Source organism: Sphingorhabdus sp. EL138, from assembly GCF_900258045.1.
In the GTDB taxonomy this organism is placed as follows: domain Bacteria; phylum Pseudomonadota; class Alphaproteobacteria; order Sphingomonadales; family Sphingomonadaceae; genus Parasphingorhabdus.
The window spans coordinates 391,898-416,054 of record NZ_OGVD01000003.1; the positions used below are offsets into that span (position 1 = coordinate 391,898).

A 24,157-nucleotide genomic window follows, 5' to 3' on the forward strand; every position below is an offset into this window, starting at 1 on the left:
GTGAAACTTCGTTTGTTAAAAATCGCGATCCTTTGTGCGTTGTTTGTAAGTGCGCCAGCGACGGCCTCTCCACGCCATGACATCGATATTCCGGCGACCAAAGTAGACAGAGCATTAAACCAGTTTTCTCGGCAAACAGGCGTTTCCCTGGGCGGCATCAATGTAAAAACGGCCAGCAAAAAAACCTCGCCAGTGCGCGGCAGATATACAGTGCGTCAAGGTCTGAGAAGGTTGCTACGCGGGACAAATCTTAGCTTCGAAATTATCGATAAGCATACTGTCCGTATTTTCAACAAACCCGCTGGTCGTAGCAGACCAAACGTCAAACCAAAGCGTATACAGGCTCCAAAACCGGTTCGTCCGATTATCCAACCCGTGACCGAAACAATAGTTGTGACCGCGTCGAAACAATCTACCACGCTGACCGATTATCCTGGCTCGGTTACGGTAATATCTCCGCGAGCAGATGTGTCGTCGGCATCAGCGAAAGGCATTGATGCGATTATCAGGCAATTGCCTTCAGCGGCTGAGACAAATCTGGGTTCTGGCCGTAACAAGATATTCCTGCGGGGTATCGCAGACAGCAGCTTCAACGGCCCGTCACAGTCTACATTGGCCATGTATTTGGGTGATACCAGACTTGCTTTCAATTCACCCAGTCCAGATCTCAGGCTCTATGACGTGAAGCGGGTCGAAATTCTAGAAGGGCCGCAGGGCACGCTCTATGGAGCCGGTTCCTTGGGCGGCGCGATCAGGACTATAGCTGAAAAACCCGACATAAGCGCTTTATATGGCACGGGATGGGCACAACTGTCTTTCACAAATGATGGCGAACCTAGCGCTGCTCTGGCGGCGATGATCAACGCCCCCATTAATGATAACTTGGCAATACGCGCATTGGGCTATGTGCAGAGTGACGGCGGTTATATCGACGACGCGCAGCGCAAATTGAAAAACATCAACAGAGACCGGATCAAGGGAGGCCGAGCGTCTCTTCTTTTCAAGCCGGGAGACAGCTGGTCCATTGAAGCCGACGCAGCCTTACAGACTATCCACACATTTGATGGCCAATTTGCAGAGTTGGGAGAGCGTGCATTAACGAGGCGTTCAGTCATCGCCCAGCCTTTTGAATCTGAATTTGCCGCTTATTCGATGACCCTTAAAAAAGAATGGGACAATCTGAATTTGGTATCAGCAACGGGTCTGGTCAATAACCGCTTACTTACGCGATATGACGCTACCGCTCTGCTGCAATTTGATCCGTCCAGCCCCAGCACGCCGCTGGCATTTGACGAGCGGCGTAAAATACGGCTGATTAGTCATGAAACCCGGCTTTCAGGTAGCGGAACCAATAATCGTTCCTGGGTGGCAGGAATCACCCTGATTGACAATGAAGACCAACTAACAAGCAGTCTTGGCCTCGCAAATTCGCCCGACCCATTTTCAGATGTACTGGGCAAAACCAGAGAAGCTGCGATCTTCGGCGAACTTAGTCATCCGCTGACCAGCACCATCACTGGAACGGTAGGTGCCCGCGTCGTCTATACAAAGTTTAGTGTGAACAATATCACGCCAGGCGGCATTGAAGTTGATCTGGATCGGGAAGATGTCAGATATTTGCCAACCGTTGCACTGGGCTGGCGGCCAGATCGGAGCGCATTGATATATGCACGCTATCAGAGAGGGTATCGCCCGGGCGGCTTTAGCATCAACGAAGATTTCATCGATGATGGGGATAGCAGCAACATCAATGAAGCTGTGAACAGCGGACTGATATCGATCGACGACCTTTCCGCCGGAATTGAAGTTTTCCGTCCAGATAGCATTGACACGATTGAAGCCGGAATGCGATCGAAGATAGGAAGCTCTGACCAGATCACTGCGAGTGCGAGTATTTTTTACTCCCGGTGGAAGAATATACAGGCTGATATCGTTGATGCATTCGGGTTTTCCGAAACAGTCAATATTGGCGACGGCAGCGTTTATGGAATTGCCATGGGATTTGACTGGCAGCTGACGCCATCATTGACTGTGAACGGCAAGTTTTTCCTGAACGACAGCGAGGTCACCAATGCAGAAACAAAATTCTTGAAAAGCGAAGGCAGTCGGCTTCCCAATATCGCGAACGTCGGTGCAAATGTTGGTTTTCATATTACAGAACCCATATCCGACACACTTGAAGTGATTGTTCACTCTCAAATCCGTTACGTTGGTTCTTCTCAGCTTGGAATCAGCCCGTTCGTCCCTTTGGAGCAAGGCGATTATGTAACGGCCGGATTAGGTACCGCACTGCGCTCCGAAAAATGGACGATATTCGCAGATGTAACAAACGCCTTCGACAGCAAGGCGAACAGTTTTTCCTTAGGCAATCCGTTCACGGTTGTGGATCGTCAACAAGTGACACCGATACGGCCGTTAACTGTCACGATTGGCTTTAAAGCAGACTTTTAAATATTATCTGCATTTGGTGCGGGTACTCCGACAGGGCGACGTTGTCTTAGTATGACAACCAACAGATCTAAATTCGACGCGGAAATTTCGAACCGAAACTACTCGCGTCGTACCTTACAGCTCGCACTCATCCCCGATCTACGCCCGCGTTTCGAGGATGAAGCGAGCGCCTTGCTTGACCATGTTTTGGGATTTCCAGGGTCAAGCCGGGTCGCAACGCCAGTGGTGTTGGATCATCTTAGTTCGGCACCACTGGCAACTTTCCGCTCTTTTGAAGTAGCCACCATTCCTGACCCCAGCACTCACTGCGCCTCAAAATATGGCGTGCGACATATCGGCATGATTGGCCACATCGTTTCCTATTCAAAAGCCAAGAAAAGGAAGAACTGCGTTACGTCACTCAACAGATCATCAGAGGGTTTTTCCTGGAGCAGGGCTGGACGGTCGGTCGACGGGTTGGAAACAAAAGACCAAAATATTCAATCGCAGCCGGTTTCTGCAGGTGCCGAGAAATTAGCATCATTGGAGCATATCAAAACAGATCCCTGTTACTGCTTTTACTGGCTCGCGAGGTTGATCATTTGGGGTGGCCGTCATTCTCGGTGAAATCTGATGAAAAGCTTAATGAATTCAACGATTGTGATAGACCAGTACATCGCGAACCATTGCCACGGGCTGCCCAAATCTCGACGAACTCTCGGTAAAACCTCCACAATAATATCACGATCGGTGCGCCCGACCGGTGATCCACAAATCTGAACAGGGTGGAAATATGGAAAACTCATTGATCTTAGTGGCTGAGGATGAGCGTGAAATTTCGGCTATTCTGGTCTCCTATCTCGAACGCGAGGGATATCGCACAGTGACTGCAGCGGATGGAGACATCACGTTGACACATCATCTGTCACTCAAACCTGACCTGGTTCTCCTCGATGTCCAGTTGCCCAAGCGTGACGGTATATCCGTACTAAGGGAGATGAGAAAACTTGGTGACACACCTGTTATCATGGCCACGGCGCGCGCCGAAAATCTCGATAAACTACTGGCACTTGAACTGGGCGCTGATGATTATATCGTTAAACCGTTTAATCCAATGGAAGTCGTCGCCCGGGTTAAGGCGGTGTTGCGGCGAACGAACAACAACCATGAAGCTTCATTGATCCGCTTCGGCGATATTGAAATTGACAAGAGCAGCTATGGCGCGGACATATTGCGGGGAGACGAGCGGTCTGCGCTTGATCTGACATTGACCGAATATCGCCTGCTCACTCATCTGGCATCGAAGCAAAAGGTTTTCTCTCGCGCTGAGTTGGTGGATGCCTGTCTGCCAGAAGGCGACGCTTTGGAACGCACAGTCGATAGCCATATCAGCAATTTGCGGCATAAGCTCGAAAGGGCTGGTGCACGAACCATATGTGCGGTCGTTCGAGGTGTTGGATATAGATTGATGGCCGGGTGAAAGTCAGAAGCTCCTTACATCATCGCCCTTTGTGGTCAAAACATTGGCCACTATCGCAACAACTGGCGTCGGTGCTCGCTGTCTGCCTGCTCGTAAACGCGGCTCTGATCATAGGAGCGGTCGAGTTTGTTCAACCCTTTGTAGAACGCCAAATCCTTGATGAGTTATCCCCATCCGCCGCGCGCGCTTATCATGCGTTTAACAGCGACAAAATCCCTGAGCGCGATGATATCGCCGCGCTGATTGTAGAATCCAAAGCTTTAAGAGAGAGCGAAAATAGCCCCGATACACAGGTAAACCTGTGGATATTGATTTGCGTTCTGACCGGGTCAGCAGTGACATTCGCCCTCAGCTACGCACTTCTCGGGCGATTGGGGCATGGATATATCAATGTGGCCCGCGCGGCGCAGTCCGTCGCAGCGGGCGATCTGTCGGCCCGGGCGCGACCTTTGTTTCTGGCGTCACAAGAAGAAGTCAAACTGGCCAGAGACTTCAATTGCATGGCGGCATCATTGCAACGTGCTGAACGGGAGTTGGCTGATGGAACAGCTGCTATAGCGCATGAACTTCGAACACCGCTCACCATATTGCGAGGGCGATTGTACGGGATATCCGATGGTATTTTCTCGCCGGGTTCAAAAGAAGTTACAGGACTGATCCGGCAGGTTGAAGGACTGAGCCGGATTGTCGATGATCTGCAAACCTTGAGTCTCATTAACTCCAATCAGATGAAGCTGGATCTCAAGCCGGTGGATCTTGCAGAAGAGGTTGGGCATGTCCTGGTTACGGTGGCACCGGATCTCGAGGCTAGAGGGTTGCGGCCCTGTCTCGAGCTGCAACCCTCTACTCTTATAGCCGATAGTAGTCGGATCAGGCAGGTCGTGAGTGCGGTCTTGTCCAACAGCCAACGTTATGCAGCCAATAGCGGCATTCTGGAAATCAGGACTCGCGATGATGTTGATGAATCGGTGCTTGAAATTGTCGACTATGGTCCGGGACTGCCACATGATCAGACTGAATGCGCATTCGATCGGTTCTGGCGAGCAGAACAATCGCGAGCAAGGCACACCGGTGGTTCTGGACTCGGCCTGGCCGTCGTTCGTGCCATCGTTGAGGCCCATGGTGGGCGGGCGAAGTTAAGAAATCACAGTCTGGGAGGAACAGTATTTGAAATGTATCTTCCGAAATCTGTTTCTCCATGATTTCTCCACAAAATACCGATGAAGGCTCCATATTACCAGTGCAGGGACTTTTTGTCGGTCGAGGCCGACTACGCATAGCAAAATTTCTGTCGGAGTATTGTTGCGTATCTGAGCAGAAAGGCATTGCGCGCCTTACTCCAAGACCCATAATGGCGCGCAATGCCAACTGGCTTCGAGCGTCTGATGCGACGAAGGCCTGCTGTAACAGGAAAGGAATCAAACAAGATGCTCCGCCTCATGATACTTCCGCTGGCATATTCGATAGTTCTGGCTAGCTGTGCGACGCTGCCGGACGAGAATTACGCATGGCGAACAATTGAACAATGCGATTATTCCGGCGACGAAGTCATCAGCGAAGGCGAAGCACTAGACTGCGGTCTGCCGCGCAGGGACTTTCTCGACATGGATTTCAATGATGACGGGTTTTTAACTTTTCATGAGTTGGCGAATTACGGATAAATTCAGCTTTGGCGCAGGTGCCAACCCTCATATTCATTTGAACTTTGACATCCGATTCAAATCAGATTTTACAAATGGTCGTTAAACAAGAGGTAGTTTTAGTCAAACAGTCCCAGTTTTTAGCGATGAGCGAGAATTTTGTCCGGGCGGGTCACGTAAGAAGTTAGGTCGGTATCCGCAAGGCCCGCCAGCGCAACCTAAAAATCAACAGCTAGCAAAACCTTTTTAGCCCGTTTCGACCATTTGCTTCGCGCCATCAAACCCTGACGATATTATTTTACCTAGGTTCGCAGGCGGTCTTCACTGAACCGGTGAAGTACGAAATACCGTTTTTATCCAGAACCTCTTTTTAGCAGCGCGATATACCGCCTCTCAGGACAGTAGTCAGATTTTTCTGCATGACCTTTTCTCGGGAAATTTCAAAGGCAGGATTTACTTCTTCAGCATGAGCAAATGTTAGTTGCTCAATCGGTTGGATCAGTAGGGACCGATCGATGAGCACAAGGGGCAAGGTAGGATAAGTGAAGCTGCCGCGAGCATTGAATTACCAAAACCAACAGCATTGATTGGCGTCTCCATAATTCCTCTACAGTTTGTCGACCGACGCTCCACGTAAACAGTGAAAAGAAACTTCAACAGCCGGCGGTTTCCGGACTGTGACGGAATTAATCAAGAAGGATATAAATATGAAGTCGTTCACAATATTGACGGCAGCCTGCATCTTTGCTGTCCCCTCTGTGGCAGCTGCACAAAGCAGCGAAACGTCGGCGTTTAACGGGCCATTCGTGGGGTTGGAAGGCTCTCTCGATTCTAATCAAGCGCGCAAACCGACACCGCCTGTCAAAAAGCCGCCAACCACGGCGGCAAAAAAGACAGGTAAGAAAAAGGATCGCGCCAAATTGCCCGATGATCAGGGTTTTGGCGGCCGGCTTTTTGCCGGTTATGACGTCTTGCTGGGTGACAGTTTTCTGATCGGTGTCGAGGCTGGTATCGGCACGTCGGCAGGCGCGTTCACACTTGATGCCAACGGCAAAAAGAAAAAGACGCCGAAAAAGCAAAAGACCAAGACGTCTGGCAGCAAGAAGAAGAAAACCAAAAAGAAGGATATTGCGCTGGCTGCAGGCGAATATCGGCTAGATCCGGGCTTAACCGCTGATGCGACAGCGCGAATCGGTTTCCTGCCATCGCCTAATTTTTTGATATACGGCCGTGGTGGCTATCGCTGGCTGAAGACCAAGCAAATACGTGGTGTCACCAAGGCGGGCAAAACCGTCACGACCACGGGTAAAGTGACTGAAAAGGGATTTACCTATGGCGGTGGTTTAGAATTTGCCGTGTCTGAAAATTTCAGAATTCGTGGTGAGTTTAACCGCACCAACTTTAGCAAGGACTTTAAACAGAACAAGTTTTCTGTTGGTGCAACTGTGAGCTTCTAAGGCAGAATGCATCGCGCGTGACGCTCCTTTCCTCCGTTGGGGGTGTTGCGCGCGATGATCCTTTTCAAGTTACCAAGCCTTCTAATCCTTTGTTGACCAGCGTTTCGTTGGTTGAGCTTGGAATGAATTTTGTAAAGATAATTTGTATGGGGTTTTTTGTCCTTTCAAATATCGTTTCAAATCTCGTCGTTCCGACACCCGTTTTCGCGCAAAATGGTAATGTTTTCTGGTTTGTCCATTTCCACCTAGATGCGAAAGATAATCGGGATTCAGAAGAGAGGCATCAGGCTAAAACGCCAAAAAACCAATCGTCGACCAATCGCAGTTCACAGGAAAAGTTTAGCAGGCGGACCAGTATATTGATAATCGGAGGCATCTCTTTGACACTTTGGTTCGGTTTGGTTGTTTTCGCCAAAGTTGTTTACGATTTATGTTTTTGATCTCAGCTTATTTCATGCGTCGCTGTTATGATGTAAAGACACTCTATTATAGTCGTTTCGCAGACGGTTAGATTACTCCAAAACCTAAGCTGAGCTAACTGCGAGATGATCGCTGTGTTCTAGCGAGACTACGAATCTCCTGATCACGAGAATGCATCTATTGTTGAGCATATGGGGCTCCACAAATCCTCCGCACAATCTCGATCCAATCTCGACCGGAAGTAACGATTTGAGTTCCAGCGGTCACTGGTCGGTCAAACTGTCTGCAACCAGACCCAAAATTGAGGTGTCGAAAGATGATGTTTTCCAAGAAATTTCAATTGATCGCTCTCCCTTCGTTTCTGGCCATTGGCTTAGCCGGGTGTGGCGGTGGTTCTTCTGGAAGCGACGGGAGTGCTCAGACAGGCGGCGTGACTCTGCCGCCCACCCAATCGCCTGCGCCCAGTCCGACACCAACACCGGCACCAACACCTCCGAAGCCCAACGTCCCCCTCGCTCTGCAAAAGGACCCAATCGGAACCTTCGCCAACCCATGGGCCGTCTCGTTTGCCCCCGGCACCTCGTTCGCTTTCATCAGTGAAAGGGCTGGCACGATGAAGTTCGTCGACATCAGGAACGGTCAAATTGGAAATGTGTCGGGGTTACCCGATGTCGATTTCCGTGGACAAGGTGGACTGGGTGATATCGCCTTTCTTCCCTCAGAGGCGGCGAGCTCGCTGGGCCGCCGTACGATCTATCTGAGCTGGGCTGAGGCTGGCAGCGGCGACACGCGTGGCGCGGCAGTCGGGCGAGGAACTCTGATTTGCGACCCAACCACGACCTGCCAGATTGAAGCGCTCACCGTCATCTGGCGACAAGAACCCAAAGTGGACGGAGACGGTCATTATTCTCACAAGATTGCTATCTCACCGGATGGAAAATATCTGTTCGTAAGTAGCGGCGACCGTCAGAAACAGACCCCGGCGCAAGACAATGGTAACACTCTCGGCACCATTGTGCGTCTGAATCTTGATGGGAGTCCGGCTACAGGAAACCCATTTGCCAATCGCGGTGGTCCCGCCAACCAGATATGGTCCTTCGGGCATCGCAATATCCTCGGTCTGCAATTCGCGCCAAATGGCAGCTTGTGGGCTGCAGAGCACGGGCCGAGAGGGGGCGACGAATTCAACCGGATCGAATCCGGCGCCAATTACGGCTGGCCGATTGTTTCAGAGGGCGAGCATTATGACGGCCGCCCAATACCCTCACACAGTTCGCGCTCTGACCTCAAGGCTCCGACATTGAGCTGGACCCCGGCAATCGCCCCAGGCGATTTCATTTTCTACACGGGCACTGCCTTCAATCCCTGGCGCGGAGATGCGCTGATTGCCGGCTTGAAGTCCAAGGCCATCATCCAGGTCAAACTCAGCGGTGATACAGCGACTGAAACGAAGCGGTTCGCTTTCGACTATCGCCTGCGCGACATTGCTCAGGGACCCGACGGACATGTTTATGTGATCGAAGATGGTGACAATGGGCGATTACTCAAGTTGACACCAGGTTAACCTGCACAGTTACCGAAAGGCGCGTTGATGACGAATGGTAAGCGGTATCGACTACTACCGGCTACTGCTTAGGGGATAGGCGTGCTTCTTCTGCGTCGTCGATGTTGGAAAGGGTAAAGAGGAGTTGATGCACCAAGCAGGTTGAAACTGCCGGATCGGAAAAACCCGTTTTCGGCCGTGGCGCTTCGATCGCGTGCTATAGGTTGGGACCTCTTCGCGCGAAAGGCATCATGGCTAGCGGCGCATGACAAGGCGGCAATAAAAGGCCGAATACGTGGCCGCCCAACCAGAAGAGAGCTCAGCACCAAAAAACCTTGCCAGAGGAGCGCCGTCCACACACAGTCCAGTTTGAGACAAGCCTCAACGACTGAGATTGGCATCGGTAGCCGACTGTTGACTTCTGGTTTCGAAGAATAGGATCCATGGTATCATCTTTTGATGGCCTTAGACCAACTCGTCATTAGAACTCCTCAAAGGCGAAGTCTGCTTAACGATCCCGCTGGCAGATTTCATCCTAAGACTGTTACGAAGTTCCGCGAAACATCTCTGGAACACCCACCTTGGGTCGTCAGCGTTCAGACTGTTAATGCTAAGTCTATCGTCAAAGCCGACTGACCGCTATCGGCCCAATTCCTGCCGTTGCAATCGACTCAATCGAACGGCAGCTTCCCTCGCCACTTTCAGTCACTCGCCGACGCTTGACTGGTCGGAATCGCCTGAAAGCTGACATTCAACAAAACAGAGCATAGGGGCCAGAAAGGGTCGCGATTTCAACCAGTGGATTTAGCGGACAGCCACAATCCAAAAGCACGTCGATCTTAGTATGGTCCTCTAAGAGAAGCCAGAAGACGTCATTTGACCAAAGCAGATCGCGGCTTTCTAAAATGCCCGTGCAGGATCTTTGCTCCCGATCGCAATTGGTCCAGATAATCCGACCAGCTTCGCATCATTTCAATACGCTCGTCCCAATGTTTGCCGCGTGCATAGGCTCGGCGCACATCGTCTCTTTCAGCATGCCCCAATTGCCTTTCAATGGCATCAGGATTCCACCTGCCTTGCTCATTCAACAGCGTGCTGGCCATTGCGCGAAATCCGTGCGCTGTCATGGTTTTGCCGTCAAAACCCATGCGGCGCAGCGCAAGGTTGATGGTATTCTCACACATCGGGCGATCTCGCTTCCCCTGGGCCGGAAAGAGAAAACGCCCAAAACCACTAACTTCTCGTAGATCTTCGACAATCGCCAAAACCTGGCGCGTTAACGGGACACGGTGCGGCTTGCGCATTTTGGTCTTCTCCGCAGGAATGGTCCAGATCGATTTATCAAAATCAAACTCGTTCCATTCGGCCTGTCGCAGTTCGCCAGGACGCACGAAAACATGCGGAGCCATACGCAAAGCCGAATGAGTGATCGGATAGCCCGAATAGGCATCGATCGCTCGCAGCAATACTCCTGCCTCCTTTGGATCGATAATTGCAGCCCTGTGCGTTACCTTGGGGACGGTAATGGCACCGCGAAGGTCCGCAGATACATCACGGTCAGCTCTTCCCGTGGCGATGGCATAGCGGAACACCTGGCCGCAGGTGCTGCGCAATCGCCTTGCAGTTTCATAATGTCCGCGCTTTTCAACCGTACGCAGCACAGCGAGCAATTCCGGGGCCTTGATATCGCTGATCTTGCGAAGACCAATTATCGGATGCGCAAAATTCAGAAGCCAGCGCAGTTTGCGTAGCGTAACCTCAGCCCGTCCTTCACGCTCAACCTTCTCCAGCCATTCTTCCGCCACAGCCGCAAATGTGTTGGCGCTCGCGAGTGGGCCGGTGATCTTGTCAATCTTTCGTTTGGCAGCGGGGTCAAAGCCTTCTGCTATCTGTTGTTTGATCTCTTGCCTCTTCAATCGCACTTCGGCGAGCGAGACAGCAGGATAGACACCCAGCGCGATGGTACTTCGCTTTCCGGCAAAGCGATAGTCCATGCGCCAATACCGCTGACCAGCCTTTGTGACGAGCAGATACAGGCCGCCGCCATCTGACATTTTATAGGGCTTTTCTCTCGCTGCTGCTTTCCTGACAGCCATGTCGGTCAACATATGACACCTCATCTGGCGGAAAATATACCGTCAAATGTACTGTAATGTACCGTCAATTGCAACGAATTTTGCTGGATCGCTATGGACGAATTATTCGCTATAAATGGCTGATTTACTGGACTTTCACGGACGTTTGTGGATATGTCCGGAAGAAGGAATGGTGCCCAGAAGAGGACTCGAACCTCCACATCCTTGCGAATACTAGCACCTGAAGCTAGCGCGTCTACCAATTCCGCCATCTGGGCCAACCGACATGTTGTCGGTGCAGGAGCGGGCGATTAGCGCCACGAGGGCGATATTGTCAATGATTCATCTGTCGATAATGGCGATCTTATGTCTGACAGAGCTCTAGCGTGGGAAATATGCTATATAACGGCAGCAATAATATGGATTCGGATATTGCGTGCACGCGCCGGTCATGCAAAAGCGCGCGGGAAGACAATGGCATCATTGCGCGAAAGAAATGGATATTACACTATGACGCTTGACGGACAATTGGTTTGCATTTTTGGCGGTGGCGGTTTTTTGGGTCGCTATATATCGCAGCAGCTATTGTCGCGCGGCGCCCGGGTACGAGTGGCCGAACGCAATGTCAAGAATGCCATGCATATCAAACCGCTTGGTAATTTGGGCCAGACCCAATTTGCCAGCGCCGATGTGACCAAGAAAGACAGCGTAAAACGGGCGGTTCATGGTTGTAACGCGGTTATCAATCTGGTTGGCATTTTGGATGGCGATTTTGAAACGGTGCACGTAACCGGCGCGCGCAATGTAGCCGAGGCAGCGGCTGAAGCCGGGTGCAGCGCGTTGATTCAAATGTCCGCCATCGGTGCCGATAGCGAATCGCCATCCCGCTATGGGAAGAGCAAAGGCGACGCCGAAGCCGCCGTGCTGGAGGCATTTCCGAGCGCTGTAATAATGCGCCCGTCCATAGTATTTGGCCGCGAAGATCAGTTTATCAATCGCTTTGCTGCGATGATCCAGATGATGCCTATCGTGCCGATAGTCGGCGGTGGCACCAAGTTCCAACCGGTTTTTGTCGGGGACGTTGCGCAGGCCGTGGCTGCGGCACTGGAAAAACCAGCCCGCTATGCAGGGCGGACTTTTGAACTGGGAGGGCCGGAAATTATCTCAATGGGAGACCTCAATCGGCGGATCGCCAAGATGACCAAGCGGGATCGCGGCTTTTTTGAGATTCCGGATTTTGCAGCGAAACTGATGGCGACTTGCACCGGCTTTCTTCCCGGCGCACCAATTACGTCCGATCAGTATAAGATGCTGCAGAGGGACAATGTTGTTGCTGATGGGCAAGCTGGACTGGAAGCCTTTGACGTAACCCCTACACCGCTTGCCACCGTTGCCCGGGGCTGGATGGACAAATATACGACTTATGGCCGCTTTGGAGCGCGCGCTAAGGCCAGTTAGGCCATCCGCGCTAAAACCAGATCAGCAACGCTGCGCCCATGGCTACGCGGTAGATCACAAATACCATCATCGACGCCTTGCGCAGGAACTGCATCAGGAACGTCATCGTGGCAAACGCGGCCACGAAGGTCAGCGCGCCGGTGATCAATGCCTCTTTGAGCAGATCGCCACTGGCATCCATGAGATCAGGCACGATCAAAATCCCTGCGCCAGCAACGGCGGGAATAGACAACAGGAAAGAAAAACGGGCTGACTCCACACGACTATAGCCCAGAAAACGGGCAGCGGTCATCGTGACACCCGACCGGCTTGTGCCGGGAATTAGCGCCAGAGCCTGCGCCAGGCCGACAATCAGTCCGTCTTTCAAGGTCATGTCCTCAAACGATTTCACTTGCTGCCCAACGCGGTCGGCCACGCCAAGAAGGACGCCATAGACAATCAAGTTAATTCCCACCAATGTCGTGCTGCGGAACCCCTCCAGATAGCCGCCGGTTTTCAGGAACAAACCCACTATGACAGCAGGAATAGTGCCGATTATAATCCACCACAGCAGCCGGCGCTCGGCATCTGCCTTGCCAATACCAATGGTTGCCAAGCCGCCCTTGCCGAGAGAAAGCACGTCTTTGAAAAAATAAGTGATGATCGCAAGCAAAGACCCAACATGCACAGCAATGTCTATCATCGGCCCCTGATCGGCATAGCCGGTGAAAACCGGAAGCAATATAAGGTGACCGGATGAGGAAATTGGCAAAAATTCGGTTACGCCTTGCACAACGGCGAGGAGCAGCATTTGAATAAATGTCATGATGGGGCCCGGGACAAGTGAAGGAAATCAACATATAGAAGCGACATTCGATTTTGTCGTCGATGAATTTAGGTCCGTTTCGATACTTTTATTGCGCGGATAGCTGTGACCTAAGCCAGAGAATCGCTGAAATACGTTATATAGGTTAGAATAGCTGTCCTATTTTGTTGTTTTTGCGTGACTCTGCCTATGGTTTCGCCTATCGCGAGCCCAACGCCCGCTCAGGAGGGCAAGGTCACCCTAATCGAAAAATACAAGAAACGAGCGATCTGCATGCCAAAAGGCACGAAAAAATTAGACATGTTGAAATTTGTCAACACTGGGCAAAACTATCCGGAAAAGCGCGAGCCAACGCTGCGCGCCGAGGATTTTCATGAAATTGCCGACCGTTATGCCCCCGAAAAGGCGGCGGAACAGGCCGCGCGCTGTTCGCAATGCGGCGTGCCTTATTGCTCGACCTATTGCCCGTTGCATAACCATATCCCGGACTGGTTGCGTCTGACCGCCGAGGGCAGAGTCCGTGAAGCCTATGAAATGTCGAATCTGACTTCGACCATGCCGGAGATTTGCGGGCGCATCTGTCCGCAGGATCGTCTGTGTGAAGGCAATTGCGTCATTGAATTTTCCGGTCATGGCGCAGTGACCATCGGCGCGGTAGAAAAATATATCACTGATACCGCCTGGGAAGAAGGCTGGGTTGAACCGCTGGTTGCGGGTAAATCGCGCGGCCAGTCCGTCGGCATTATCGGCGCCGGTCCCGCTGGCCTGACCGCCGGGGAATATCTGCGCGTCGCTGGCTATGACGTTCACATCTATGATCGCCATGATCGCGCCGGTGGTTTGCTGACTTACGGCATTCCTGGCTTCAAGCTTGAGAAAGACGTCATCATGCGGCGCATTCAGCGTCTTAAAGATGGCGGCATCAACTTTCACGAGAATTTTGAAGTTGGCAAAGATGCAACATTGGATGAACTGCGCACTAAACATGATGCGATCTTGATCGCGACGGGCGTCTACAAGGCACGCGAAATCAAAATGCCCGGCGTGGGCGCACCTGGTGTCGAAGAGGCATTGGATTTTCTGACCGCCTCAAACCGTAAAAGCTTTGGCGATGATGTGCCCGATTTCGACAATGGCCGTTTCAATGCCGAAGGCAAGAATGTGGTCGTCATCGGTGGCGGCGATACCGCGATGGATTGCGTGCGGACCTCGGTGCGTCAGGGGGCGAAATCAGTAAAATGCCTCTATCGCCGTGATCGTGCCAATATGCCAGGGTCGCAGAATGAAGTGAAAAATGCCGAGGAAGAGGGCGTGGATTTTGTTTGGCTCTCTGCCCCCAAAGCAGTCGAGGGTACAGATCACGTCACAGCGGTGAAGGCCACCAAGATGCGTCTCGGCGCACCTGATGCCAGTGGCCGGCGCGCACCAGAGGTGCAGCCCGATAGCGAGTTTAAGTTGGAGGCAGATCTGGTCATCAAGGCTTTGGGTTTTGATGCCGAAGAGCTGCCCAGCCTGTTCGACTGCCCCGACCTCAGCGTTACCCGCTGGGGCACGTTGCGGGTCGATCACAAGAGCATGATGACCAATCTCGATGGTGTTTTCGCCGCTGGTGATATTGTTCGCGGAGCCAGCCTTGTGGTATGGGGCATCCGTGACGGTCGCGATGTGACCGAGCATATGCACAAATTCTTGCGCGAAAAAGCTCGGGCGGAAAAGCAGGCCGCCTGAATACCCCCATATCTGGGCACCTATTTCGGAGTTATACATGAAAAAGTTCATCGCAATTACTGTGAGTTCCATCGCCCTCGCTGTCAGCAATCCAGCCGCAGCACAAGAAACCGATGACACCACAAAGACTGCCGCAACCGAGACGGCGGCGATCGACCCGGCACGTCTCTCTGCCGCCAAAAGCACGGTCGATTATCTGTTCCCGCTCGGCACCTATGAGCGGATGATGAAGGGCACGATGGACCAGATGATGGACCAGATGATGATGAGCATGGGCAACATGCGCATGGGTGACCTGGCTGGTGCAGGCGGCGTGGCCAGGGGCGACATGCCTGAAGGTATGGGCGAGAAGACACTAGCCGAAATGGCGACCGAAATGGACCCGCATTACGCAGAGCGGACCAAAATTTCGACCAAGGTGATTATGGACGAGATGGTCAACCTGATGATCGGGATGGAACCAGCCGTTCGCGAAGCACTGACCAATATTTATGCGCGCAAATTCACGGTTGGCCAACTAACCGAGATGAACAGCTTTTTCGCGACCGATACCGGCAGTGCCTTCGCACGCGACTATATGATGGTCTTTGTCGATCCGGAAATGATGCAATCGATGATGAACATGGTCCCGGAAATGATGCAGGCCATGCCAGAGATAATGAAAAAGGTCGAAGAGGCTACTGCCCATCTACCGCCCGTTAAAATACCTGGCAATGATCCCTTTGCATCGGTTGAGGAAATCATGGACGAGGTTGAAAATTCAGATGATACGACAGATTGGGAAGACCCCGACAACTGGTCAGCGGAAGACCGAGAGCTCGTCAACAAACTGAGCGTCGATTCCGACACCGCGTTTGAGAAATATTATGAAGCGCTCGAAAAAGCGCAGAAGAACGCCAAAGCAAAAATGGCGAACGGCAAATAGACAGCAGCACGCAAAATCGATGCTCTTACCTACTGAAATGAAATTGATATGACACACCACTATCCAACGCCCGAACATAAGCGCCTTGCCGAAACCGGCATGTACCGACCTGAATTTGAATCCGATGCCTGCGGTGTCGGTCTGGTTGCCGCCACCGATGGCAAGGCCTCACGGCGGGTGGTGTCGTCGGCTATCGATGCACTGAAAGCCGTGTGGCATCGCGGCGCGGTTGATGCAGATGGCATGACGGGTGATGGAGCCGGGTTGCATGTCGATTTGCCCGCACGTTTCTTCGACGATGCGATTGCCGATAGCGGTCATAAGGTCATGCCTAACCGGCTAGCTGTCGGTATGATATTTTTGCCGCGCACGGATCTCAGCGCGCAAGAAACCTGCCGGACGATTGTGGAAGCGGAAATCATCGAAGCGGGGTATAAAATTTACGGCTGGCGACAGGTGCCAGTAGATGTGTCAGTCATTGGTGTGAAGGCGCAAAATACCCGGCCGGAAATTGAGCAAATCATGATTGCCGGGCCGCTGCCCGACCGGCAAAGCGCGGCGGAGTTTGAGAAAAATCTTTACCTCATCCGTCGCCGGATCGAGAAGAAAGTTGTCGCGGCCCAGATTCATGACTTCTATATCTGCAGCCTGTCCTGCCGCTCGATCATCTATAAGGGCCTGTTCCTCGCGGAGTCCCTGTCGGTATTTTATCCTGATCTGACAGACGAGCGGTTTGAAAGCCGCGTCGCGATTTTCCATCAACGCTATTCGACCAACACTTTCCCGCAATGGTGGCTGGCTCAGCCGTTTCGGACGCTGGCCCATAATGGCGAGGTCAATACGATCCGCGGCAACAAGAACTGGATGAAAAGCCACGAGATCAAAATGGCGAGTCTCGCCTTTGGTGATCACTCGGAAGATATCAAACCGGTTATCCCGGCGGGTGCATCCGATACCGCTGCCCTCGACGCGGTGTTTGAGACCATCTGTCGCTCAGGCCGCGATGCGCCGACGGCCAAGCTGATGCTGGTCCCGGAAGCCTGGCAGAATGAAGCCGATATCGATCCAGCACACAAGGCCATGTATGAATATATGGCGAGTGTTATGGAACCATGGGATGGTCCTGCCGCACTGGCGATGACCGATGGCCGCTGGGCTGTGGCCGGCGTAGACCGCAATGCACTGCGGCCACTGCGGTACAGCAAGACTTCTGACAATTTGCTGATCATCGGATCGGAAACCGGCATGGTTGTCGTGCCCGAAAGCCAGATTGTCGATAAGGGCCGTCTTGGCCCCGGTCAAATGATCGCGGTCGATCTGGATGAGGGCGTTGTTTTCACCGACAAGGAAATTAAGGACCAGATTGCATCCGAAGAGCCTTATGCAGAACGGGTCAAAGGCTTCCGCACCATGGATGATCTGCCGCCTGCACCAACTGATGCGGGTATGAATTTCTCCAAGGAAGAGCTGATCCGCCGCCAGACCGCAGCCGGTCATACGCTGGAAGATATGGAAGTAATCCTTGCGCCAATGGTCGAGGATGCCAAGGAAGCTATCGGCTCCATGGGCGATGATACACCGCTTGCGGTTATCAGCCTGAAACCGCGTCAGGTCAGCCATTTTTTCCGCCAGAATTTTTCGCAGGTCACCAACCCGCCGATTGACAGTTTGCGCGAACGCCATGTGATGAGCCTGCGCACGCGCTTTTCCAATCTTGCCAATATATTGGAAAAAGATAGCCAGAATGAGAATGTGCTGGTGCTTGACAGTCCGGTCCTGAGCTGCGCGGCTTGGGAGCGACTGAAGAGTAGCTTCGGCGATGCCGTCGCCGTTATAGACTGCACCATGTCGACCAGAGGCGGCGCGATCACCATGCGCGACGCGCTGGCCCGGATCCGCGATGAGGCCGAGCAAGCGGTGCGTCAGGGTAAGACCGAGATTTTCCTGACAGATGAAAATATTGATGAAGACAATATGGCCATTTCCATGGTCATCGCGACCGCGGCGGTCCACACGCATCTCGTGCGCAAAGGACTGCGCGCATACGCCTCGGTCAACGTAAGAGCCGCCGAATGTCTCGACACCCATTGCTATGCGGTACTGATCGGCGTCGGCGCGACGACCGTGAATGCTTATCTCTCCGAAGCCGCGATTGCCGACCGCCATGCGCGCGGCCTGTTCGACGGCCTCACCCTTGACGAGTGCATTGGGCGCCACAAGAAAGCGGTCGACGAAGGCTTGCTGAAGATCATGTCCAAAATGGGTATTGCCGTTATCTCCAGCTATCGCGGTGGTTATAATTTTGAGTCCGTGGGACTGTCCCGCGCTTTGTGTAACGATCTGTTCCCGGGCATGCCGACGAAGATTTCCGGTGAAGGCTATGCGTCGCTGTTCATCAATGCGCAGGAAAAACATGAAGCTGCGTTTGAAGCGGCGGTCGTGCGCTTGCCCGTTGGCGGCTTTTACAAGCAGCGCGATGGCGGTGAACCACATGCCTATGGCGCGCATCTGATGCACTTGCTGCAGAGCGCCGTCGCTCATGACAGCTATTCCTCCTACCTGCAGTTTTCACAGGGCGTGAAAGAACTGGAGCCGATTTATCTGCGCGACCTGATGGAATTCAACTACGCGCCAGAGCCCATTCCGATCGACGAGGTTGAGGCGATTACCGAAATTCGCAAACGCTTTAACACGCCAGGTATGTCCTTGGGCGCACTAAGCCCGGAAGCGCATGAAACGCTGGCGATTGCCATGAACCGCATTGGTGCGAAATCGGTTTCCGGTGAAGGCGGGGAAGAGAAACGCCGCTACAAGCCGTTTGAAAATGGCGACAATGCATCGAGTCCGATCAAGCAGGTTGCCTCCGGCCGTTTTGGCGTAACAGCAGAATATCTTGGTGCCTGTGAAGAGGTCGAGATCAAGGTTGCCCAAGGCGCGAAGCCAGGTGAAGGCGGCCAGTTGCCCGGCTTCAAGGTTACGGAATTTATCGCCAAGCTGCGTCATTCGACGCCGGGTGTCACGCTGATCAGCCCGCCGCCGCATCATGATATCTATTCAATCGAGGATCTCGCGCAGCTGATTTATGATCTCAAGCAGATCAACCCGAAAGCGCGCGTTTGCGTGAAGCTCGTCTCCGCAGCCGGTATCGGCACGATCGCGGCAGGCGTTGCCAAAGCGCATGCCGATGTGATCCTGATTTCGGGCAATACTGGCGGAACGGGTGCATCACCGCAAACGTCGATCAAATTTGCTGGAACGCCCTGGGAAATGGGCCTCACCGAAGCCAATCAGGTGCTTACACTTAACGGTCTGCGGCACCGCGTGAAATTGCGCACCGATGGCGGTCTGAAAACCGGACGTGATATTGTTATCGCCGCCATACTGGGTGCCGAAGAATTTGGCCTAGGTACGCTGAGCCTTGTCGCCATGGGCTGTATCATGGTGCGGCAATGCCACAGCAACACCTGTCCCGTCGGAGTCTGTGTGCAGGATGAAAAGCTGCGCGAAAGATTCACGGGTACGCCAGAGAAGGTGATCAATCTGATGACCTATATGGCCGAAGAAGTGCGCGAGATATTGGCACGGCTGGGCTTCCGGTCGCTCGATGAAATTATCGGGCGCACGGAATTGCTGCGGCAAGTTAGCCGCGGGGCCGAGCATCTTGATGATCTCGACCTGAACCCGATCCTCGCCAAGGTGGACGCTCCGGATACCGAGCGTACGTTCAACCTGCCCACCCATCGCAATGAAGTGCCCGACAGTCTCGATGCGCAGATGATTGCCGATGCGCAGCCGGTCTTTGAACGCCGCGAGAAAATGCAGCTAACCTATACGGTGCGCAATACCCACCGCGCAGTCGGTACGCGTTTCTCGGCTGAGGTGACTGCCAAATACGGTATGACTGCGCTGAACGAGGACCATGTCCATGTGCGGCTGCGTGGCAGTGCCGGGCAATCGCTGGGTGCGTTCCTGTGTCAGGGTATCACTCTGGAAGTCTTTGGTGATGCCAATGACTATGTCGGCAAGGGTCTGTCCGGCGGCAAGATTGTCGTTCGCCCGATGGTCAGCTCACCGCTGGATTCAAAGGACAATACGATTATCGGCAACACCGTGCTGTACGGTGCAACATCCGGTCAGCTTTTTGCCGCCGGGCAGGCTGGCGAACGCTTCGCTGTGCGCAATAGTGGGGCTGATGTCGTCGTCGAAGGCTGCGGTGCCAATGGCTGTGAATATATGACCGGTGGCAACGCTGTGATCCTTGGCGCAGTTGGCAATAATTTCGGCGCTGGCATGACTGGTGGCATGGCGTTTATCCTCGATCTCGACCGGGATTTCGAAAAGCATGCCAATCCCGAGAGCATCATCTGGCAACGGCTGGACAGCGACTATTGGGAAGAGCATCTCAAATCCCTGATCGAAGCGCATCACCGGACCACAGACAGCAATTGGTCGGAGACCATCTTGCGCGACTGGGACCGCTGGCGGGAACGCTTCTGGCAGGTTTGTCCGAAAGAAATGGTCGAGCGGATCGAACATCCACTGTCGGATGGCGAAGCGATTGAGGCGGCGGAGTGAACCGGTCGCAATGACGACGACAGCAAATATTGTTGTCCAAACCCTCACGGCGGCCGATGCTGACGCCATTCTTGATATTTATCAGCAGGGCATGGATACCGGCCACGCGACGTTTCAGGAGCATGCGCCTAGTTGGGATGATTGGGACCACAGCCATCTGCAAACACCGCGCCTCGGCGCTTTTGTGGATGCCGAGCTCGCCGGATGGGCCGCACTTAGTCCAACATCTTCGCGATGCGTCTATGCAGGGGTTGCCGAAGAAAGCGTTTATGTAGGCACAAAATTTACAGGTTTGGGAATTGGCCTCAAGCTTCTACAGGCGATCATCACGAGATCTGAAGAGGAAGGCATCTGGACTCTTACAGCAGGGATTTTTCCCGAGAATGAAGCCAGCATAAAGCTGCACCAAAAGGCAGGTTTTCAGTCCCTGGGTCGCCGGGAACGGATTGGGAAAATGACTTTTGGGCCGTTGGCCGGCCAATGGCGAGACGTTTTGTCTTTTGAACGGCGTAGCAACCACCCCAAATTTGACTAGCGTAAAACACAACATTTTTCACGCTGTATGTTCTTGTTTTGATCTCATTTCCTGCTATGCTCGATAGATGGCAGGCCGGTGCGACATAGTGCCATGAATCAGCCTGATCCGTCATCAAGAGGAACCTATGCGATGTCCAAAATCACGCCCAATTACATGGAAATGAAAGCGACTGACCTCGGTGCCAGCAAGGCCTTCTATAAAAAAGCCTTTGGCTTTGCCTTTACCGACTACGGCCCGGAATATGCCGCTGTCGAAGGCGGGCCAGTACAGATCGGGCTCGCGACGGGAGAAGAACCGCCCGCACCCATGCCGACCTTTGAAAGTGATGATCTGGAAGCCGCGCTAGCGAAGGTGAAAGCGTCCGGCGGCGCAATCGTCAAAGAGATTTTCGCCTATCCCGGCGGTCGCCGCTTTGAATGCCTTGATCCTTCGGGCAATCGCCTGGCCATTTATCAGGTCGCCTGATTTCGGCTTTCCGTGCCTGTTTTACGGTAATTTACGATCCTTGCTGAATGACTCTGCGCAGGTTCAGCTTTGACTCAGATGTGAGTTGCTAGACGCCAAGTGTCGTTGGCGAACAACGATGACTGTTTAGGAGGCTCAGCTATGCGATCACTTTTCTCTCTCCCTTTATTGGCCGTGTCGCTGAGCCTTTCTGTTCCCGCTGCGGCGCAGGATGAAGGCGCTGAATCCGAAATGATCGAAAAACTCAACGATCCGGAATTTCAGGATGGCATGGTGTCGATGATGTCCGGCTTTATGGCGGCAATGATGGACTTGCCCATTGGTCAATTCGCGGCCGCGATGGAAAAAGCTGTCCCCGAAGACTTGGATGGTGGCGAGACATTTTCCGATATTGATCCCGATGCCACATTGGGCGAGCTGGCCGCGCGCGACAATCCTGATTTCAACGCCGATATGGAAGACACAATGCGCAAAGGCACCGCTATGATGGGCATTATGGCAACCGAATTTGGAGCTTTGCTTCCACAGCTCAAAGCCATGGGTGAGAAGATGAAACAGCGTATGGATGCGCTGGAATAGGCTTGTCTTGCAGGTCGTTTTGTAACGCCTGACCCTCTATTCGCAGTTTCGCGCATCAAGCCCCTTCCCCCGCAGCAAAAACCCGATTAACAGCAATGTTATGTGGCAGTTATTCCAGTTTCCTCTATGTCCGTTTTCGCGCAAAGTCCGCCTGCTTATGGGCGAAAAATCTGTCGGCTATGAACTGGTGCGCGAATCACCCTGGGAACAGCGGGATCAGTTTCTGGATATGAACCCGGCGGGCCGTACGCCGGTTATGCGCCATGATCAGCGGGATATCATCCTCATCGATAGTGTAGCGATCTGCGAATATATTGAAGAAACGGTCGAAAAGACTCCCATGATCAACGGCACGGCGACCAATCGTGCCGAAATTCGCCGACTGGTCGCCTGGTTTGACGAGCAATTTTACGGCGATGTCACCGCGCCGTTGCTCTATGAGCGCATGCACAAGCGCATCGTTCACCGCCAACCGCCAGACGCAAAGCTGCTGCGCGAAGCCATGCGGCGTGCCAATGTCCATCTCGACTATATCGATTATCTGATTGATCATCGCAGCTGGCTTGCCGGTGCAACGATGAGTCTGGCTGACCTGACCGCCGCAGCACAAATATCGGTCGCAGATTATCTCGGCGGCATTGACTGGACCGGACATGATCAAACAAAAGCCTGGTATGCGATGTTCAAATCGCGTCCGTCTTTCCGTCCTCTATTGTCCGAGCGCATGGAAGTGATTGCCCCACCGGCGCATTACGAGAAAGTGGATTTTTAAGACGCTTTGGAATCATCGCTGGCGAAGCGAAGAATCATCTGCACCTTGTCCATATCAGGTGCGAAACCATCTTTCTCAATATCCACTATATCGAAACCGAATTTTGCGAAAAACGGTGCAATCTTCGGGGTTGTGAACAGTTCCGCCTCTTGAAAGCGGCCTGACGCTTTGATCGCTCGCAAGCGATATTCGGCCAGCAATCGGCCCAAACCTGACCCATGACGGGCATTGTCCACCATACCCCAGGTAAATCGCGCCTGTCCGCGATCTTCTTTCACAAAGCCGCCGCAGCCGCATATTTCAGTAGCCTGCTCAACGACAAAATAGTCGCCGTCCGGCCGATCCAGAAATTTGGAAAAATCACCCCGCTCGCTTGCATCGAAATAGCGCGGCACATTGCTGTCAAACAACGCCAGGCAGGCGTCTTTATCGGTCGCGACAAACGGCCGGATGGTGGCATTCATCCACGCACCACGGTCATCAGGTAATTGAGTGCCAGATTGTCGGAAAGTGAAAAACCATGTGATGGGCTATACGACAGGCCAGTCGTATCCATCACTTTCAAACCTGCCGAATCAAGCAGTTTTTCTAGCTCTTCGGGCGTAAAAAACTGGTCATGATGATGTGTCCCCTTGGGAATACGCCCGGTCATTTCGGCGAGATCGACCAACATTAGCTTCGACATGGCTGTACGATTGGGGGTTGAGAGGATCATCAAGCCATCATCGGCCAGCGCGTTGGCCAATCCGGCCACGAAACTATCGGTATCATCAACATGCTCGATGACTTCAAGCGAAGTTACCAGATCGAAACCACTTTCTCCGAACTTTTCTATCCCGACATTGCGATAATCGATGTTCAGTCGCTGGGGTTCGGCATGCGCCTTTGCCGCCGCGATATTTTCCGGCGCGGCATCGAGCCCGGTCACATGCGCGCCCATGCGTGCCATAGGCTCACAAACCAGTCCGGCACCGCAACCGACATCCAGCGCGCGCTTGCCTGCCAACGGTCTCAAATCATCGGCTTTTATACCGAAATGCAAGTTAACTGCATCCCGGATGTAGCCCAGCCGCACCGGATTGAGCCGGTGGAGCATGGCCGATGACCCGTTCGGATCCCACCAGTCGGCCGCCAAGGCGCCAAAATGTGCGGCTTCTTGCGCGTTTATCGTGCTTTTGGTTGCGCCTGAAACCGGGCTGTTGCTGATGCTTGCGTTTGTCATAACGTCTCTTTATCACAGCCCGCGCGTCTCGTTCAGACCCTTTTT

General features: G+C 53.1%; 20 protein-coding genes and 1 tRNA gene. 16 read left to right on the forward strand and 5 right to left on the reverse strand.

What is annotated here, in order from left to right; genetic code table 11:
• The 8 genes from DK507_RS07985 to DK507_RS08015 all read left to right on the forward strand — a co-directional run bounded on the left by DK507_RS07985 (position 1) and on the right by DK507_RS08015 (position 8,991).
• On the forward strand, positions 1-2,451 hold the full coding sequence (locus tag DK507_RS07985; protein ID WP_162558960.1) for a TonB-dependent receptor: 2,451 nt from the start codon (positions 1-3) through the stop codon (positions 2,449-2,451).
• A 51-nt stretch (positions 2,452-2,502) separates the two neighbouring features.
• Positions 2,503-3,057: a hypothetical protein gene (locus DK507_RS17845; RefSeq protein ID WP_162558961.1), complete on the forward strand. Its 555-nt coding sequence runs from the start codon at positions 2,503-2,505 to the stop codon at positions 3,055-3,057.
• A 166-nt stretch (positions 3,058-3,223) separates the two neighbouring features.
• The gene (locus DK507_RS07990; RefSeq protein WP_109355848.1) at positions 3,224-3,910 is read left to right on the forward strand and encodes a response regulator; all 687 of its coding nucleotides are present in this window, start codon (positions 3,224-3,226) and stop codon (positions 3,908-3,910) included.
• Between the two features lie 29 nt (positions 3,911-3,939).
• Positions 3,940-5,112, forward strand: coding sequence for an ATP-binding protein (locus tag DK507_RS07995; RefSeq protein WP_162558962.1), 1,173 nt, complete (start codon positions 3,940-3,942; stop codon positions 5,110-5,112).
• 237 nt (positions 5,113-5,349) lie between these two features.
• On the forward strand, positions 5,350-5,571 hold the full coding sequence (locus DK507_RS08000; protein WP_162558963.1) for a hypothetical protein: 222 nt from the start codon (positions 5,350-5,352) through the stop codon (positions 5,569-5,571).
• Between the two features lie 686 nt (positions 5,572-6,257).
• Entirely contained in the window at positions 6,258-7,007 is a 750-nt protein-coding gene (locus DK507_RS08005; protein WP_109355851.1) for an outer membrane protein, read from the forward strand.
• Positions 7,008-7,024: 17 nt separating this feature from the next.
• Positions 7,025-7,447, forward strand: a complete 423-nt coding sequence (locus DK507_RS08010) for a hypothetical protein (RefSeq protein WP_109355852.1) — start codon at positions 7,025-7,027, stop codon at positions 7,445-7,447.
• A gap of 320 nt (positions 7,448-7,767) precedes the next feature.
• Positions 7,768-8,991 carry a PQQ-dependent sugar dehydrogenase gene (locus DK507_RS08015; protein WP_254054302.1) on the forward strand — a complete coding sequence of 408 codons (1,224 nt, stop codon included), beginning with the start codon at positions 7,768-7,770 and terminating at the stop codon, positions 8,989-8,991.
• Positions 8,992-9,842: 851 nt separating this feature from the next.
• Here the strand turns inward: DK507_RS08015 and DK507_RS08020 are convergent.
• Positions 9,843-11,078 carry an integrase arm-type DNA-binding domain-containing protein gene (locus DK507_RS08020; RefSeq protein ID WP_109355853.1) on the reverse strand — a complete coding sequence of 412 codons (1,236 nt, stop codon included), beginning with the start codon at positions 11,076-11,078 and terminating at the stop codon, positions 9,843-9,845.
• Positions 11,079-11,236: 158 nt separating this feature from the next.
• Positions 11,237-11,323, reverse strand: a tRNA-Leu gene (locus DK507_RS08025).
• Positions 11,324-11,555: 232 nt separating this feature from the next.
• Here DK507_RS08025 and DK507_RS08030 point away from each other — a divergent pair.
• Positions 11,556-12,503 (forward strand): complex I NDUFA9 subunit family protein, encoded by a 948-nt coding sequence (locus DK507_RS08030; protein ID WP_109356224.1) that lies wholly within the window; start codon positions 11,556-11,558, stop codon positions 12,501-12,503.
• A gap of 10 nt (positions 12,504-12,513) precedes the next feature.
• On the opposite strand, the gene DK507_RS08035 is transcribed toward DK507_RS08030, so the two are convergent.
• Positions 12,514-13,308: an undecaprenyl-diphosphate phosphatase gene (locus tag DK507_RS08035; protein WP_109355854.1), complete on the reverse strand. Its 795-nt coding sequence runs from the start codon at positions 13,306-13,308 to the stop codon at positions 12,514-12,516.
• A gap of 300 nt (positions 13,309-13,608) precedes the next feature.
• Here DK507_RS08035 and DK507_RS08040 point away from each other — a divergent pair, with 300 nt between their 5' ends.
• The 7 genes from DK507_RS08040 to DK507_RS08070 all read left to right on the forward strand — a co-directional run bounded on the left by DK507_RS08040 (position 13,609) and on the right by DK507_RS08070 (position 22,890).
• Complete coding sequence (locus DK507_RS08040; protein WP_109356225.1) at positions 13,609-15,036, forward strand: NAD(P)-dependent oxidoreductase; 1,428 nt, start codon at positions 13,609-13,611, stop codon at positions 15,034-15,036.
• A 37-nt stretch (positions 15,037-15,073) separates the two neighbouring features.
• Positions 15,074-15,961: a DUF2059 domain-containing protein gene (locus DK507_RS08045; RefSeq protein ID WP_109355855.1), complete on the forward strand. Its 888-nt coding sequence runs from the start codon at positions 15,074-15,076 to the stop codon at positions 15,959-15,961.
• Between the two features lie 48 nt (positions 15,962-16,009).
• Entirely contained in the window at positions 16,010-20,536 is a 4,527-nt protein-coding gene (gltB, locus tag DK507_RS08050; protein ID WP_109355856.1) for a glutamate synthase large subunit, read from the forward strand.
• Positions 20,537-20,546: 10 nt separating this feature from the next.
• A complete protein-coding gene (locus tag DK507_RS08055; RefSeq protein WP_109355857.1) occupies positions 20,547-21,071 on the forward strand; it encodes a GNAT family N-acetyltransferase in 525 nt (174 codons plus the stop codon).
• Between the two features lie 132 nt (positions 21,072-21,203).
• Positions 21,204-21,539: a VOC family protein gene (locus DK507_RS08060; RefSeq protein WP_109355858.1), complete on the forward strand. Its 336-nt coding sequence runs from the start codon at positions 21,204-21,206 to the stop codon at positions 21,537-21,539.
• A 141-nt stretch (positions 21,540-21,680) separates the two neighbouring features.
• Entirely contained in the window at positions 21,681-22,118 is a 438-nt protein-coding gene (locus tag DK507_RS08065; protein ID WP_109355859.1) for a hypothetical protein, read from the forward strand.
• A gap of 100 nt (positions 22,119-22,218) precedes the next feature.
• On the forward strand, positions 22,219-22,890 hold the full coding sequence (locus DK507_RS08070) for a glutathione S-transferase family protein (RefSeq protein WP_109355860.1): 672 nt from the start codon (positions 22,219-22,221) through the stop codon (positions 22,888-22,890).
• Here the strand turns inward: DK507_RS08070 and DK507_RS08075 are convergent.
• A complete protein-coding gene (locus DK507_RS08075; RefSeq protein ID WP_109355861.1) occupies positions 22,887-23,354 on the reverse strand; it encodes a GNAT family N-acetyltransferase in 468 nt (155 codons plus the stop codon). The genes DK507_RS08070 and DK507_RS08075 overlap by 4 nt on opposite strands.
• Positions 23,351-24,112, reverse strand: coding sequence for a bifunctional 2-polyprenyl-6-hydroxyphenol methylase/3-demethylubiquinol 3-O-methyltransferase UbiG (gene ubiG, locus DK507_RS08080; protein WP_109355862.1), 762 nt, complete (start codon positions 24,110-24,112; stop codon positions 23,351-23,353). The genes DK507_RS08075 and ubiG overlap by 4 nt, the downstream gene beginning before the upstream one ends.
• Between the last annotated feature and the right edge of the window lie 45 nt (positions 24,113-24,157).

What these genes read in the sequence shown, in the direction of transcription:
- DK507_RS08030 (WP_109356224.1), top strand. Translation starts at nt 11,556, where the DNA reads ATGACGCTTGACGGACAATTGGTTTGCATTTTTGGCGGTGGCGGTTTT.
- DK507_RS08005 (WP_109355851.1), top strand. Translation starts at nt 6,258, where the DNA reads ATGAAGTCGTTCACAATATTGACGGCAGCCTGCATCTTTGCTGTCCCC.
- DK507_RS08000 (WP_162558963.1), top strand. Translation starts at nt 5,350, where the DNA reads ATGATACTTCCGCTGGCATATTCGATAGTTCTGGCTAGCTGTGCGACG.
- ubiG (WP_109355862.1), bottom strand. Translation starts at nt 24,112, where the DNA reads ATGACAAACGCAAGCATCAGCAACAGCCCGGTTTCAGGCGCAACCAAA.
- DK507_RS08020 (WP_109355853.1), bottom strand. Translation starts at nt 11,078, where the DNA reads ATGTTGACCGACATGGCTGTCAGGAAAGCAGCAGCGAGAGAAAAGCCC.
- gltB (WP_109355856.1), top strand. Translation starts at nt 16,010, where the DNA reads ATGACACACCACTATCCAACGCCCGAACATAAGCGCCTTGCCGAAACC.
- DK507_RS08070 (WP_109355860.1), top strand. Translation starts at nt 22,219, where the DNA reads ATGTGGCAGTTATTCCAGTTTCCTCTATGTCCGTTTTCGCGCAAAGTC.
- DK507_RS17845 (WP_162558961.1), top strand. Translation starts at nt 2,503, where the DNA reads ATGACAACCAACAGATCTAAATTCGACGCGGAAATTTCGAACCGAAAC.
- DK507_RS08035 (WP_109355854.1), bottom strand. Translation starts at nt 13,308, where the DNA reads ATGACATTTATTCAAATGCTGCTCCTCGCCGTTGTGCAAGGCGTAACC.
- DK507_RS07990 (WP_109355848.1), top strand. Translation starts at nt 3,224, where the DNA reads ATGGAAAACTCATTGATCTTAGTGGCTGAGGATGAGCGTGAAATTTCG.
- DK507_RS08045 (WP_109355855.1), top strand. Translation starts at nt 15,074, where the DNA reads ATGAAAAAGTTCATCGCAATTACTGTGAGTTCCATCGCCCTCGCTGTC.
- DK507_RS08040 (WP_109356225.1), top strand. Translation starts at nt 13,609, where the DNA reads ATGTTGAAATTTGTCAACACTGGGCAAAACTATCCGGAAAAGCGCGAG.
- DK507_RS08060 (WP_109355858.1), top strand. Translation starts at nt 21,204, where the DNA reads ATGTCCAAAATCACGCCCAATTACATGGAAATGAAAGCGACTGACCTC.
- DK507_RS08065 (WP_109355859.1), top strand. Translation starts at nt 21,681, where the DNA reads ATGCGATCACTTTTCTCTCTCCCTTTATTGGCCGTGTCGCTGAGCCTT.
- DK507_RS08055 (WP_109355857.1), top strand. Translation starts at nt 20,547, where the DNA reads ATGACGACGACAGCAAATATTGTTGTCCAAACCCTCACGGCGGCCGAT.
- DK507_RS08075 (WP_109355861.1), bottom strand. Translation starts at nt 23,354, where the DNA reads ATGAATGCCACCATCCGGCCGTTTGTCGCGACCGATAAAGACGCCTGC.